The sequence below is a fragment of the Streptomyces sp. XM4193 genome (genome assembly GCF_023072595.1).
Taxonomy (GTDB): domain Bacteria; phylum Actinomycetota; class Actinomycetes; order Streptomycetales; family Streptomycetaceae; genus Streptomyces.
Window position 1 is genome coordinate 643,878 of the sequence record NZ_JALLGK010000001.1, and the last position, 13,910, is coordinate 657,787.

At 73.1% G+C, this 13,910-nt stretch carries 11 protein-coding genes; 6 read left to right on the plus strand and 5 right to left on the minus strand.

Going from position 1 to position 13,910, the window contains the following annotated elements:
- Nucleotides 1-211 precede the first annotated feature (211 nt).
- A complete protein-coding gene (locus tag MTQ01_RS02700) occupies nt 212-1,498 on the minus strand; it encodes an adenylosuccinate synthase (protein WP_247486667.1) in 1,287 nt (428 codons plus the stop codon).
- A gap of 163 nt (nt 1,499-1,661) precedes the next feature.
- On the opposite strand from MTQ01_RS02700, the gene MTQ01_RS02710 reads away from it, so the two are divergent.
- Nucleotides 1,662-3,035 carry a hypothetical protein gene (locus MTQ01_RS02710; RefSeq protein ID WP_374207575.1) on the plus strand — a complete coding sequence of 458 codons (1,374 nt, stop codon included), beginning with the start codon at nt 1,662-1,664 and terminating at the stop codon, nt 3,033-3,035.
- A gap of 27 nt (nt 3,036-3,062) precedes the next feature.
- On the opposite strand, the gene MTQ01_RS02715 is transcribed toward MTQ01_RS02710, so the two are convergent.
- Nucleotides 3,063-3,830, minus strand: a complete 768-nt coding sequence (locus tag MTQ01_RS02715) for a GbsR/MarR family transcriptional regulator (protein ID WP_374207576.1) — start codon at nt 3,828-3,830, stop codon at nt 3,063-3,065.
- Between the two features lie 79 nt (nt 3,831-3,909).
- Between MTQ01_RS02715 and MTQ01_RS02720 the strand changes: the two genes are divergently transcribed.
- From MTQ01_RS02720 to MTQ01_RS02740, 5 genes are all read left to right on the plus strand, one after another.
- Entirely contained in the window at nt 3,910-4,851 is a 942-nt protein-coding gene (locus MTQ01_RS02720; RefSeq protein ID WP_247486668.1) for an ABC transporter ATP-binding protein, read from the plus strand.
- A complete protein-coding gene (locus tag MTQ01_RS02725; protein WP_247486669.1) occupies nt 4,848-6,563 on the plus strand; it encodes an ABC transporter permease in 1,716 nt (571 codons plus the stop codon). Before MTQ01_RS02720 ends, MTQ01_RS02725 begins: the two co-directional genes overlap by 4 nt.
- A 239-nt stretch (nt 6,564-6,802) precedes the next feature.
- Entirely contained in the window at nt 6,803-7,369 is a 567-nt protein-coding gene (locus MTQ01_RS02730) for a hypothetical protein (RefSeq protein WP_247486670.1), read from the plus strand.
- Between the two features lie 18 nt (nt 7,370-7,387).
- Entirely contained in the window at nt 7,388-8,062 is a 675-nt protein-coding gene (locus MTQ01_RS02735) for a class F sortase (protein ID WP_247486671.1), read from the plus strand.
- Between the two features lie 446 nt (nt 8,063-8,508).
- Nucleotides 8,509-9,186: a GntR family transcriptional regulator gene (locus MTQ01_RS02740; protein ID WP_247486672.1), complete on the plus strand. Its 678-nt coding sequence runs from the start codon at nt 8,509-8,511 to the stop codon at nt 9,184-9,186.
- A gap of 76 nt (nt 9,187-9,262) precedes the next feature.
- Here MTQ01_RS02740 and MTQ01_RS02745 read toward each other — a convergent pair whose 3' ends face one another.
- From MTQ01_RS02745 to MTQ01_RS02755, 3 genes are all read right to left on the minus strand, one after another.
- Nucleotides 9,263-10,174 (minus strand): phosphoribosylaminoimidazolesuccinocarboxamide synthase, encoded by a 912-nt coding sequence (locus tag MTQ01_RS02745; RefSeq protein WP_247486673.1) that lies wholly within the window; start codon nt 10,172-10,174, stop codon nt 9,263-9,265.
- A gap of 88 nt (nt 10,175-10,262) precedes the next feature.
- Entirely contained in the window at nt 10,263-11,762 is a 1,500-nt protein-coding gene (locus MTQ01_RS02750; protein WP_247486674.1) for a N,N-dimethylformamidase beta subunit family domain-containing protein, read from the minus strand.
- A 403-nt stretch (nt 11,763-12,165) separates the two neighbouring features.
- The gene (locus tag MTQ01_RS02755; protein WP_247486675.1) at nt 12,166-13,731 is read right to left on the minus strand and encodes a hypothetical protein; all 1,566 of its coding nucleotides are present in this window, start codon (nt 13,729-13,731) and stop codon (nt 12,166-12,168) included.
- Between the last annotated feature and the right edge of the window lie 179 nt (nt 13,732-13,910).

The following is a 13,910-nucleotide window of genomic DNA, read 5'->3' on the forward strand; positions in this document are numbered from 1 at the left end:
GACCGCCCCGGGCGCGGGGCCGGCCCGTCCTCGGCCCTTCGCGCAACCGGCGGCCCGTACACGACGGCGGCCCGTCCCACGATGGCGGCCCGTCCCACGATGGCGGCCCTTCCCACGACGGAGGGCCGCTTCCCGCGGCGTACGGGGAGCGGCCCTCCGGATGCGGTCGCGTGCCACTCGCGCGGCGGCGGCGGGACGGGACGGCGGCGGGTCAGTCCAGGAAGGAGTTGATCTGGATCGTCTCGTCCCGGCCGGGGCCCACGCCGATCGCAGAGATCGGCGCGCCGGACATCTCCTCCAGCGCCTTCACGTAGCCCTGCGCGTTCTTCGGCAGCTCGGCGAAGGTCTTCGCCTTGGTGATGTCCTCCGACCAGCCCGGCAGGTACTCGTAGACCGGCTTGGCGTGGTGGAAGTCGGTCTGGCTGTACGGCAGTTCGGTCACCCGCCGACCGTCGATCTCGTACGCGACGCAGACCGGGATCTGCTCCCAGCCGGTGAGCACGTCGAGCTTGGTGAGGAAGAAGTCGGTCAGTCCGTTGACCCGGGTCGCGTAGCGCGCGATCACCGCGTCGAACCAGCCGCAGCGGCGGTCGCGCCCGGTGGTGACGCCCTTCTCGCCGCCGATCGTCCGCAGCGCCTCGCCGTCCGCGTCGAACAGCTCGGTGGGGAACGGTCCGGCGCCGACGCGCGTGGTGTACGCCTTCAGGATGCCGATGACCCGGTTGATCTTCGTCGGTCCCACTCCCGCACCGGTGCAGGCGCCGCCCGCGGTCGGGTTGGAGGAGGTGACGAAGGGGTACGTGCCGTGGTCGACGTCCAGCAGCGTGCCCTGGCCGCCCTCGAAGAGGACGACCCGGCCCTCGTCGATGGCGTTGTTGAGGACGAGCGTGGTGTCGCAGACGTAGCCGCTGAGCCGGTCCGCGTAACCGAGCAGCTCCTCGACGACCTGCTCGGGCTTGATCGCCCGGCGGTTGTAGAGCTTGGCGAGCAGCTGGTTCTTGACGTCCAGCGCGGCCTCGACCTTCTGCAGAAGGATCGATTCGTCGAAGAGGTCCTGGACACGGATGCCGACACGGTTGATCTTGTCCGCGTACGTCGGTCCGATGCCCCGGCCGGTGGTGCCGATCTTCCGCTTCCCCAGGAAGCGCTCGGTGACCTTGTCGACCTCGGTGTGGTACGGCGTGATCAGGTGGGCGTTGCCGCTCAGCAGCAGCTTGGAGGTGTCGACGCCGCGCTCGTTGAGGCCGCTCAGCTCGGAGAGCAGCACGGCGGGGTCGACGACGACTCCGTTGCCGATGACCGGGGTGCAGGTCGGCGAGAGGATGCCGGAGGGCAGCAGGTGCAGGGCGTACTTCTGGTCGCCGACAACGACGGTGTGCCCCGCGTTGTTGCCGCCCTGGAAGCGCACGACGTAGTCGACGGACCCGCCGAGCAGATCGGTCGCCTTCCCCTTGCCTTCGTCACCCCACTGAGCACCGAGCAGCACAAGTGCGGGCACAGGCGTACACCCCTTCCCTGCGGGGCATGTCCAACGAACGAAAGCGGCGGGTTTCGGTGACCGCCACCTGGAGAGCCGTGAACTGGTGCCCCGGATAGATGAAGCCCCTGCGCAATCGCGACAGGGGCTCTTGCACCGAGAGGCTACCTGAGGAAGGACAAAGGTGTCGGCCCCAGACCTGCTGGTTGTCATCGACCCCGCAGCCCACCGCTACGACGCGGAAGCCGTACGGATCGCCCGTGATGTGCTGTGCGCGGGATCGCCCGGGGCGAAGGTGTGCCTGCCCGACGGGCCCGAGGCGCTGGTCCGCGCTCTGGCCAGACGCGGCCACCGGCAGCCCGTCGTCGTCGGCGACGACCGCGCGCTGGGCCTCGCCGTGCGGCAGTTGCACCAGGAGCAGCGCGGCATCGCACCGGCCCCGGACGCCACGTCCGCCGCAGCCGACGCGGCGCCCGTCGTGGCGACCGACTGCGCGGGCGCCCCGTACCGCGAGCCGACCGACGACCGTACGGGCGCCGATCGTGTGCTCGACCCGGCCGCCCGCGGCAGCTGCGGCGACGCCGGCCCCCGTAGTGACGCAGATCTCGGCGTCGCCCACCATCCGGACCGGCCACCGCCCGGAGACGCGAGCGACCGCCCGGCCCCCGACCGGCCCGACCGGCCCGTGAGCTCAGACCGGCCCGTGCGCGCCGACGCCGACCGGCCCGTACGGTCCGGAGCCGACCGGTTCGGAGCCGAACGGTCCGGCCACGGGCACGGACACCGCGAGGACGGCGGCGAGTTCGGCCACCGCCACGGCGACGAGGCCGACGACACGTACGGCGAGACGTACGGCGAGACGTACGACGACGCGTACGACGACCCGTACGACGAGGGCGCCACCGAGGGCGACAGCGCCCTGGACGACCTGCCGGGGCCGGACGGCCGCGACGGCGAGGGCGGCGGCCGGAACGCCATGCTGCTCGCCTGCGTACCCGTCGGCCCGCCCGAGGCGCTGGAGCTCGCGCGCGGCCTCGGTCTCCCGCTGAACGTGGTCAGCGCCGCGCGGGCGGTGCTCGGCGGGGGCGAGCGACCGCTCGGCCTGCTGGTCGACGACCGGGACGCGGTGCTGGCGGGCGCGCTGCGCATCCCCGCCGTTCCCGCCCAGCGCGAGCCGGTGCGGGAGGAGCGCGCCGCCTCCGGCGTGCTCGGTCAGCTCAGCCGCCGCGCCGCGCTGGTGCGGCCCGCCGTGCTGCGCCATCTCGGCGGCGACGACGGTATGTTGCCGCGGTTGCGAGTGGAGGCCGACGGCGTGCTGCTGGCCGATCCGGCCCGTCCGGTCGTCGAGCTGTCCGTCTCCGTGCTCGCCGACCGGGTGCGCGAGGGACTGGCCGAAGTCGTCGTGCGGCAGCCCGCCGCCTCGGCGCTCGGTGCGCGCAATGCGCCGCCGTCGGAGGTGCGGGTGGCGGCACGCACCGTCACCGTCTCCGGGCCGGACGGCGACACCCGTACCTGGCGCGTGGCCCCGGCCGTGCTTCGGCTGACCGTCCCGGTCTAGCGCCCGCCCTCGCCCGCGCGGCGGGTGTCAACCACCGGCGCCGGCATCGGAGTCGGAACGGGCGCCGGAGTCGGAGGGGCCGGAACCGGAGTCGCCGGAACCGGAGTCGGAGCCCGCGCCCGAGTCGGGGTGGCGGAGTGCTTCGCGGTGGGCCTGCCAGCGCTCCATGATGTTCCTGAGCTCCTGCTCCAGGAAGCGGAAGAACTCCACCGACTCCAACAGGCGCCGGCCGGCCGGGGTCTGGGGCCCGAGCGCCTGCGCGCCCTCCTGGAAGGTGCCGATCCAGCGCATGACGAAGGCGTCGCGCTCGCTGATGGTCTGGTACCAGATGTCGGAGTGCAGCCGGTACAGCTCGCGGCGGGACCCCGGCTCGCGCTCGCGGCTGACGATGTGCACTCCGGCGAGCATGCGCACCGCGCCCGAGACGGCGGCCGGGCTGACGCGCAGCCGCTCGCCCAGTTCGGCGGAGCTGAGGGCGCCCGACTCGCTGACCAGGAGGCAGGCGAAGACCCGGGCGGCCATGCGCTGCATCCCGGCCTCGGTCAGCTCGGCGGCGAAGCGCTCGACGAAGCGCGAGGCCGCCGTGTCGTAGCCGGGTGACGCGTCCCCGGAGCTCTCGGGGAGGTCGCCGCTGCCGCCGTCACGGGTGGTTTCCGCGGCCGGGCACGCGGTGGTCGTGGTGCCGGTGCCCGCCCCGCCGGGCTTCCGGTCCGACGGGGCGGCCTCGGCTTCCTGCTGCCGGCTCTTCGTGCGTTCGTGCTGTGCACGTTCCTTCTTCGCTGCCACGTGGCTCATCCTCGCAGGTTCTCCGCACCGGGCCGACGGAAGATTCTGAGCATTCACAAATTTATGAAACTAATGTAATTTCAAGCTCATGACCGATCCAAGCACCGCGCTTTCCGTGTCCGGTGTGGTGAAGACCTTCGGGTCGACCCGCGCACTCGACGGCCTCGACCTCCGGGTGGCCAAGGGGGAGGTGCACGGCTTCCTCGGGCCGAACGGCGCCGGGAAGTCCACCACCATCCGGATCCTGCTCGGGCTGCTGCGGCCGGACAGCGGTGCCGCGCAGCTGCTCGGGCTCGACCCCTGGCGCGACGCCGTCGCGCTCCACCGGCGGCTGGCGTACGTGCCCGGCGACGTCGAGCTGTGGCCGAACCTCACCGGCGGCGAGGCCATCGACCTCCTCGCCCGGCTGCGCGGCGGCATCGACGAGCGGCGGCGGGACGAGCTGATCGAGCGCTTCGACCTCGATCCGGCCAAGAAGGGCCGCAGTTACTCCAAGGGCAACCGCCAGAAGGTCGCCATCGTCGCCGCGCTCGCCTCCGACGCGGAGCTGCTGCTGCTCGACGAACCGACCGCGGGGCTCGACCCGTTGATGGAGGTGGTCTTCCAGGACGTCATCTCGCAGGCGAAGGCCGACGGCAAGACGGTGCTGCTCTCCAGCCACATCCTGGCGCAGGTGGAGAAGCTCTGCGACCGGGTGAGCATCATCCGGCTCGGCCGAATCGTCCAGTCCGGCTCCCTCGCCGAACTGCGCCATCTGACGCGCACGGCGGTGGAGGTCGAGACCGAGCGTCCGGTGCGCGGGCTGGCCGAACTCCCGGGCGTGCACGACCTGGTGGCCGACGACGCCGAGGGCCTTCGGCTGCGCCTCGCGGTCGACGGCGTCCAACTGAGCAGCGTCATGCGGGAGTTGAGCAGCGCGGGCATCCGGTCCCTGACCAGCCACCCGCCCACGCTCGAGGAGTTGATGCTGCGGCACTACGGCGACGAGCTGGCCGCGGCCGGCCCCGGCACCCCCGGGACGGCACGATGAGCACCCCCACCCGCCACCGCGACCACAGCGACAACCGCGGCGGCGGCGACCACCACGGCAGCGGCGGCCCGGACCGCCGCGGCGCCCGCACCTCCGCGCCGCCCGCCCGCACCCTCGCCGGTACGGTCGCGCTGCTGCGGTTCGGGCTGCGCCGGGACCGGCTGAGGCTGACCGTGTGGCTGTTCTCGCTGCTCGCCGGCACCCTGATGTCGCTCGCCGGCGTCGCCGACCTGAACCCCACCGCCGAGGACCGCGAGGCTTTCGCCGAGGCGTCCGACTCGCCCGCCGGCCTCGCGCTCTCCGGGCCGAGCCGCTACCTCGACGACTACAGCCACGGCTCGATGATCGGCCACCAACTCCTCGGTTTCACGGTCGTGTTGGTGGCGATGATGAGCGTCTTCCTGGTGGTGCGGCACACCAGGACCGAGGAGGAGACCGGCCGCGCCGAGCTCGTGCGCGCCACCGCGGTCGGACGCCACGCGTATCTGAGCGCGGCGCTCCTCCTGGCCGTGCTGGCGAACCTGGCGCTCGCCGCGCTGCTCGCCGCCGGCCTGGCCGCCTCCGGCCACCAGGGCGTGAGCGTGCAGGGCTCACTGCTGTACGGACTGGCGCACGCCGCGGTGGGCGTCGTCTTCGCCGCGGTCGCCGCCGTGACGGTCCAGTTGAGCGCGCACTCCCGCGCGGCCAGCGGCTCGGCGCTCGCGGTGCTCGGCCTGGCGTACGTGCTGCGTGCGGCGGGCGACACCGGCGGTGACACCGGTGGCGGCACACTGTCCTGGCTCTCGCCGATCGGCTGGGCACAGCGCACCCATGTGTATGTGGACGACCGCTGGTGGCCGCTGGCGCTCTGCGTGCTGCTGTCCCTCGCGCTGATCGCACCCGCGTACCTGCTCAGCACCCGCCGCGACGTCGGCGCCGGCCTGCGCGCCGCGCGGCTCGGCAGCCGCACCGCGAGCCCCGCGCTCCTGCGTCCGCTCGGACTCGAACTGCGCCTGCACCGCGGCATGTTGACCGGCTTCGCGGTCGGTCTCCTGCTGCTCGGCGCGGCGTACGGCGCCATCCTCGGCGACGTCGAGGAGGTCCTGGACTCGGTCGACTCGATGCGCCGGTCGGCCGAGGCGATGGGGGACCTGACCGAGGCCTTCGCCGCCATGCTGATGACGATGATCGCGACCGTCGGCTCGGCGTACGTCGTGCTGGCGGTGCTGCGGGCGCGCAGCGAGGAGGTGTCGGGGCGCGCGGAGCCGCTGCTGGCGACCGGGCTGTCCCGGCACCGCTGGCTCGGCGGCCATCTGACGGTGGCTCTGCTCGGCGGCCCGTTCCTGCTGCTGCTCGCCGGTCTGGGCTTCGGACTGCTGGGCTCGGTGACCGCCGACGACCCGTCACTTGTGCCGAAGCTGGTCGGAGCCGCGCTGCTCCACAGCCCCGCGCTGTGGGTCACCGCGGGCGCGGCGGCGGCGCTGTTCGGCCTGGCGCCCCGCTGGAGCGCGGCGGCGTGGGTGCTGCCGGTCTACTCCTTCGTCGTCGGCTACCTCGGCCAGGTGCTCGGCTTTCCGGAGTGGATGAACAACCTGTCACCGTTCGGCCATGTCTCCCAGGCACCCGCGGAGCCCGTGGAGTGGCTGCCGCTCGTGCTTCTGACGGTGTGTGCGCTCGTGCTGCTGGCATTCGGGGTGCTCGGCTTCCGCCGACGGGATCTGGAGTCGAAGTAGCGGCGGTTGATGGCTCGTCAACCCTTTGCCCGCAAGGCCCGTCGCCCTCCGGCGGCGGGCCTTGACGGTCTCTCAGGGCCCCTCGCCGCGCGCCCCGGTTGGCCGAACGCGGCACCCGGCGGGAGGTACAGCGGATGCGGCCCGCCCGGCGCGCTGGTCGCATGAGTCTCGACGGCGCGAAGAAGCGCGGAAGAACCGCTTCCGCACGCGTGCCGACGCCCCCCGGAGGATTTCTTCCCATGAAGATGCGTGCTCTCGCCACCGCTGCCGCCGCTTCCGCTCTCACCTTCGCCGTCGCCGGCCCCGCCTTCGCCGGCGGAGAGACCGGCGGCCAGCACGGCCTGACCGTCAGCCCCTCGCACGCCGGCCCGGGCACCACGGTCGAGGTGACCGCCAACTGCAAGGACGGCGGCCACGGCACCGTCGCCTCGGACGCGTTCGAGACCAGCCAGGCGCACACCGGCCAGCACCACCCGCTGGGCGGCGGCCACGACGCCGGCCACGACAAGAAGGGCCACCACAAGAAGCCCTTCGCCTCGGCCAAGGTCATGCACGAGGGCCTGACCAACGGCAAGACCTACCAGGTCACCGGCTACTGCAAGGACCACAAGCCGCTCACCGGCACCTTCACCTACAACGGTGTCGGCGGCGGTGCGCACGCCGGCCTCGGCGGGCTCGCCTCCGGTGAGCAGGGCGGGATGTCCACCGCCACCACGGCCGCCGCGGCCACCGGTGGTCTGGCCCTCGCCGGTGCCGCCGGCTACCTGATGATCTCGCGTCGTCGGGCCAACGCGGACCAGTCCTGATCCGCCCCCGGATATCCCATGACGACCCGACAGCAACGGATCGCGCTCCGCGGGCGCCGGCTGGAGTGCGCGGCCGTGGTCGCCACCGCAGTCCTCGCCGCAACGCTCTGCGGAGCCGTTCCGGCGCAGGACGCCACCGGCTCCCGCTCGGAACGCAGCAGCGAACGCACCTCCGTGGCCGCGGGCGTCTCCCGGCCCGAGGCCGTCGACACCCGACCCCCGTCTCCCGACCCCCAGGCACAGCCCAGGTCGGAGCCGAGCCGGGTGCGCATTCCCCAACTCGGCGCCGATCTGGAGGTGTTCGGCGCCGACGCGGAGAAGGACGGTACGCCTCCCACCCCCGAGGAGGAGGACGCCCACAAGGTCGCCTGGTTCCAGGGCGGCCCCTCCCCGGGGGAGCAGGGACCGGCGATCCTCGTCGGCCACCTCGACACCCACGAGGGGCCCGCGGCCTTCGCCGGCATCGGCTCGCTCAAGCCGGGAGCGGAGATCCGGATCGAGCGCGAGGACCGCAGCACGGTGGTCTTCACCGTCGACTCGGTCGAGCAGTACCAGAAGGACAACTACCCCAACGGGCGGGTCTACGGGCCCACCCGGACACCCCAGCTGCGCCTGATCACCTGTGGCGGCGGCTTCACCGAGAAGGACGGTTATGACTCGAATATCGTCGCCTTCGCCAGCCTCAAGAGCTGACCGGAGCGGGCCCGCAGCGGCCGGCCCGCTCCCGGTCGGCCGGGTGTCCCCGGGGCCGACGACGGCCTCGGGGGCGCCCGCCCCGTGCATAGCCGACAGGGGTGAAGGAGCGGTTCACCCACCACGAACCCGCTGACGACCGACCCGTGCCCGCCGCTTGTGCGGCGGCCCCGCCACGGCCCGCGCCGTGCGCGGCAGCGCACCGCCCGACGGTGCCGGCCCGCACCGGGCACGAGTCTTTTCGCGGCCCTCTCGTCGCCCCCCGCCTCGCAGGTGGGGGCGACGAGGCGTGTTCGGGGGCAGGACGGAGGGGCGGCCCGGCGGGCGACGCGGTGTCCGTGTTCGCGGTGCTTGTGTGTGCGGTACGTGAGCTTTCCCGCACAGCCGGGTTCGGCGCGTGCTTCCTGGCCTAGGGTGACCCGGGACCGTACGAAGGAGCACCGCCGATGACCGGCACCATCACCCGCAGCACACTGCGACAGCAGGTCGCGGACGCGTTGCGCGAAGAGGTGTTGGCCGGACGGCTGTCCGCGGGGACCGGCTTCACGGTCAAGGAGATCGCCCAGCAGTACGGGGTCTCGGCCACGCCCGTGCGCGAGGCGCTCCTGGACCTCACCGCTCAGGGCCTGCTCGACGCGGACCAGCACCGCGGTTTCCGGGTGCACCGCTTCAGCGACGCCGACTACGACCGGATGGTGCGGGCCAGGGCGATCATCGTCGAGGGCGTCTTCTCCCAGCTCGCGCGCTCCCGCACGATGCGCGACTTCCGCTGCACCGAGGCGATACGCCGCCGGGCCGAGGCGTCCCGCCGGGCGGCGCTCGCCGGCGAGCTGGACGTGCTGATCGGCTACGACCTGCGCTTCTGGCGCGAGCTCGGCGAGATCATCGGCAATCCGTACGTCGCCGACGTACTGGAGCGAGTGCGTATCCACAGCTGGGTGTACGCCGTCCCCAGGCTCCGGGCCCAGCCCGATCTGCGCGGGCTGCTGTGGGCCGGGCACCTGGACCTCTTCGACGCGGTGCACGACCGCGACCTCGACCGCGCCCGACGCGTACTCGGCGAGTACCACGCGCACTGTCTGACGCTGCTCGACGGCCTTCCCGTCCGGCCCGCTCCCGCCTGACCCGCCCGCGCCCGCCTGCCGAAGGCGGAGGCGGAGGCGGGAATGGGTACGGGGACGGGCCTTCAGCGGTGCTGCCTCACCAGGAGGTGCCGGTGAGCCGCTCGTACGCCTCGACGTACTTCTCCCGCGTCTGCTCGACGACCTTGGACGGCAGCTCGGGCGGCGGCTGCTCGCCGGCGCGGTCCCAGCCGGACTCGGGCCCGATGAGCCAGTCCCGTACGTACTGCTTGTCGAAGGAGGGCTGCGGGCGGCCCGGCTCCCAGAACTCCGCGGGCCAGAACCGCGAGGAGTCGGGGGTCAACACCTCGTCGCCCACGATCAGTTCCTCCTCGTGCGAGGCACCCTCGGCGTAACCGAACTCGAACTTGGTGTCGGCCAGGATCAGTCCGCGCTCCCCCGCGATCTCCAGCGCCCTGCCGTAGACCGCCAGCGTGGTCTGCCGCAGCAGCGCGGCGGTCTCGGCGCCGACCCGGCGCACGACCTCCTCGTAGGAGACGTTCTCGTCGTGCTCGCCGACCTCGGCCTTGCTGGCCGGGGTGAAGATCGGCGCCGGCAGCCGCGAACCGTCCTCCAGCCCCTCGGGCAGAGCGAGCCCGCAGACCGTGCGCGAGCTGCGGTACTCGGCCAGGCCCGAGCCGGTCAGATAGCCGCGCGCCACGCACTCCACCGGCACCATCCGCAGCGGCTTGCACACCGTGACCCGGCCCGCCCAGTCCGCGGGCGCCCCCTCGGGCACCTCGGTGGAGATCACGTGGTTCGGCACCAGATCGGCCAGCTGGTCGAACCACCACAGCGAAAGCCGGGTCAACACCCGTCCCTTGTCCGGGATCTCGGTCGGCAGCACCCAGTCGTACGCGCTGATCCGGTCGCTGGCGACCATGACCAGCTCACCGGCGTCGTTCCGGTACAGCTCGCGGACCTTTCCCGTGTGCAGATGCACCAGCCCCGGTACCTGCACGGGCTCGGGCTGCTCGACGAATCCGGACACCGGTCCTCCACGGGGATCTCGACACGTAACGCTGATTCTCGCCTACGAGGGCGTGCGCGGCGGCGCCGGGTACCCGTGGGTCGGCGGCTCAATCACGTTTGCAGATGCGGTCGAGCAGATTGGCGGTGGCCTGCTGGACGGTGCTGTTCGCGTGCCCGGGGCGGTCCAGCGCGGGCGACCAGGCGAAGGTGCCGGAGCTGAAGACCAGAGCGCCGCTCGGCGCCTCGTAGAGCGAGGTCTCCTGGTGGCGCAGGACCCCGCGCTTGTCCGGGTACGGCGAGTGCGCCAGCAGGATCCGGTGGCGGTGGTCGGGCAGCGCGGTGCGCGGGTGGTAGCGGTCCGCCTCGCCCGCGACCAGGCCCGGCAGTTCGTCGCCCTCGGCCGCGCCGGTGCCCTCCCACAGCCAGTGCGAGGCGTTCCGCACCACCAGCGGGTGGGGCTGCGGCACCTGGCCGGCGTACTGGATGCCCAGCAGCAGCTGCTCCGGGCGCCCCTGGTCGCGCCAGAGCTGCGAGCGACCGGGGCCGCGGCGTTTTCGGCAGCTCAGCAACCGGTCCTGGTCGCCCGACGGCAGCGCCTTCAACTCCACCTGCCAGTAGGCGGTGTTGGCCGAGAGGAAGACGAGCGAGGTGCCGTTGTCCCTGGCCAGCTCGGCCTGCCGACGCATCGGGACAGACCAGTACTCGTCGTGGCCGGGGAAGACCAGCCCGCGGTGGCGGCCGGTGTCGACGAGCCCGGCGTGCAGATCGCGGGCGTGCGCGTAGCCGAGGTCGTAGCCGTAGCGCTCGGCCCAGCGGATGAAGTCGTAGGCGTGGCCGACGTGCAGGGGGAGCCCGGCGCCGGCGTACGGGCGGTCGAAGGAGACGGTGTGCGCCGCCTCGGCCTCGCCGAGCAGCCGTCCCTCCTCGTCCCAGGCGTGGTAGAGGCTGGCGCCGGTCCTGCCGTCCTCGGGGAAGAGGTTGTACGCCTGCCAGGTCACGTCCGGCAGCACCAGCAGCAGATCTGCCGGGTCCTTGCTGCGGACGGTGAAGGGGATGTGCGAGCGGTGGCCGTCCGCCGTGGTGAGGACGGCGACGTACGCGCCGCTGCTCCACGTGCCGGGCACCGGCAGGCGCCAGGAGAGCCACCAGTGGTGGCAGGAGACCGTGCGGTCGGCGCGCAGCGGTTCGGGCTGAACGATCCCCGAGAGCCGGGGACTTGTGGTGATCTTGGTGGCGCCGACACCGCCGTAGTGGCCGATGCGGTAGACGTCCACGCCGAAGGGCTGGGGCGGGCTGACGGTGACCCGGAAGTCGATGGACTCGCCGGGCGCCACCGAGCCGGTCGAGGCGAACCCCTTGATCTGGCAGCGCACGTCGTCCGCGGTGCGGGTGGTGCCGCGGCCCGCCTGGCGGGGGCCCGGGAGGATGCGTCCGTCGGCGGCGAGCACCGCGTGGTCGGCGTCGTCCACGTACCAGGGGACGACCCGGCCGCTGTCGAAGTAGTTCTCGCTGCCGCGCAGCCACGGCAGCGGGCCCTGGCCGAACGGATCGGTCACCGCGTGCGCCAGCGCACCTGACTGCCACCGTCGGATCTGCTGCGTCCCCATCCGGCCCCCTCCCACTCGCGTGGGTACTCCCTCACGAGAGCCAAGCACATCACATAGTGCAGCGGCCTCATCACCATTCGTCGTGAATTAGTGGGCGCGAAATGACACGAAGTGAGTCGGAAGGGGGCAGAGGCGGCGAGAAGTTGTGACCGACGTGAACTCACGTGCCGGAACGGGCGGATGGGGAGCTTGCGAATGTGTCGAGCATCACGCAAATCGGGGTGGGCACGGGTGTGCGACGAGGGCGGGAGGAGCCCCGCGGTGCGCGGGGCGGAGCGGGGCGCGTGCGCCCGGCACGGGTCGTGCGCCGACGTCGCGCGCGGGCCCGGTCCTCGCGCGGGGCGCGACGTCCGCGGGCCGGGCACGTCCGGCGGGGCTCGTCCGCGAGGGTGGGGCGTACGGCTCAGACCAGCCGCACCGGCTTGTCCGGGCGCACGCCGGCGGACGCGAGCCAGCCGCGCAGCGGCAGCGGATCGCCCTGCTCGGCCAGTGCGAGCACCGGCTCGGCGAGGTCCTGCCGCCGCTCGCCGTCCACCAGCAGTACGTGTCCGTCCAGCCAGTCCAACCCGGGACGGGCGCCGCCCGCGTCCACCGCGGCGCAGCAGACGGCGGCGGTGATGTGCTCCGAGAGCACCTCGCGGCCGCTCTTGACCGGCGCCGGGGGCAGCCCAATCGGGGCCGCCTCGCCCGGACCGCCGGGCACCAGCGCGCCACCGGGCTCGGACGCCGGTGAACCGCGCTCCTCGCGCACGGCGGCGGCGCTGACCCTGGCCGCGAGCGCCGCGCGCTGCTCCTCGCCGGTCAGCCGCTCCAGAATCCGGCTCAGGGTCGGCCGACCCACTTCCTGCGGGCCGGTGCCGGAACGGGCCGATTCGCCGTGCTCCTCCTGGAAGCTCTGGGTGGTGTCCAACGCGGCGAACAGCCGTGCCGCCGCCGCCCGCCAGGAGCGGTCGACGACCTCCTCCGGATAGGCCGACCAGTCGATAGGCTGCCAGTGCGGGTCCGGCGACTGCGGCGCACCGTAGAACAGCCGCGCCGCCAACAGCGAGACGGCGCGGTCCACTTCGCCGGGCGTCTCCAGCAGATCGCAGGCCGGACGCTCGCCGAGCCGGGCGGTGAACCCCTCGGCCAGCCGGTCCCGGCGCGAGAGCTCGGTCAGCGCCGCGACCACGCCCACGTCCAGCTGCGCGGGCCAGCGGCCCATCCGCCAGGCGGGCACCGCGACGCGGGTGAGCAGCCGGTCCCAGCCCGCGAAGGCCAGGCCCACCTGCTCCTGGGCCACCTGCCGCACACCCATGTCGACGGTCTGGGCGCGGATCGAGCAGGCCGTCGCGACGAGCCGCTCCATCTCCGCCGCGTGCGGTCCCGTCGGCCGCAGCAGCAGCCGTGCCGGCACACGCACCGACGGCCGCCGGCTCGCCGCGTCCAGCGCCCGGACGATGCGGCGGGCGGCGGCGATGTCCGGATGGACGGCCGGGCCGGTGCCGGCGACCACCGGGGCGAGCAGAGCGCGCAGCTCGGCGACGCGCATCCACCACAGGAACGGCGAACCGATCACCAGGGTCGGGGTGCGCGCACCCTCGTCCTCCAACCAGCTGTCGCAGTCCGGGGTGAGCGCGATCGCGGACGGCTCCGGCACGTCCAGCCGGTCGGCCAGATCGCGGATCATCCGGTACAGATCGGGTGCGTCCTGCTCCGCGAGCGGGACCGAGGGCGGGACGGACGGCCGGGCGGTCGCGACGAGCGCGGTCAGGACGGCGGTGACGCCCAGCACGAGCACCGCCAGCGCCGTCACCGCCCACCGCGGCCCGTCCCACGCGGCGTCGAACCGGCCCGTCGCCGAGCCCGTCCACAGCACCACCGCGACGGCCGCGGGAAGCAGCGCGACGGCGAAAACCGCCCCGCGAATCCGCAGGACGGCCAGTGCGTGATCCCGTGCCGAGGCACGATCCCTGTCCGCTGTCGTCATCGAGCCGCTCACCCCCCTGCTTGTGGGACGCCGTGGACCATCCACCCACTGTGGCACCGGCGTCCGACAGCGCAATCGCGGTGAGCCAGACGACCGACGGCGTCCTGAAGCCGACGCGCGGAACGATAGTTCGGTCCGGCCGGGAACTCAGGTGCTCGGCCGGACCGTCACTCGATGGA

Coding starts and splice junctions, on each gene's coding strand:
- MTQ01_RS02715 (WP_374207576.1), bottom strand. CDS start 3,830: ATGAGCCACGTGGCAGCGAAGAAGGAACGTGCACAGCACGAACGCACG.
- MTQ01_RS02720 (WP_247486668.1), top strand. CDS start 3,910: ATGACCGATCCAAGCACCGCGCTTTCCGTGTCCGGTGTGGTGAAGACC.
- MTQ01_RS02725 (WP_247486669.1), top strand. CDS start 4,848: ATGAGCACCCCCACCCGCCACCGCGACCACAGCGACAACCGCGGCGGC.
- MTQ01_RS02730 (WP_247486670.1), top strand. CDS start 6,803: ATGAAGATGCGTGCTCTCGCCACCGCTGCCGCCGCTTCCGCTCTCACC.
- MTQ01_RS02735 (WP_247486671.1), top strand. CDS start 7,388: ATGACGACCCGACAGCAACGGATCGCGCTCCGCGGGCGCCGGCTGGAG.
- MTQ01_RS02740 (WP_247486672.1), top strand. CDS start 8,509: ATGACCGGCACCATCACCCGCAGCACACTGCGACAGCAGGTCGCGGAC.
- MTQ01_RS02750 (WP_247486674.1), bottom strand. CDS start 11,762: ATGGGGACGCAGCAGATCCGACGGTGGCAGTCAGGTGCGCTGGCGCAC.
- MTQ01_RS02755 (WP_247486675.1), bottom strand. CDS start 13,731: ATGACGACAGCGGACAGGGATCGTGCCTCGGCACGGGATCACGCACTG.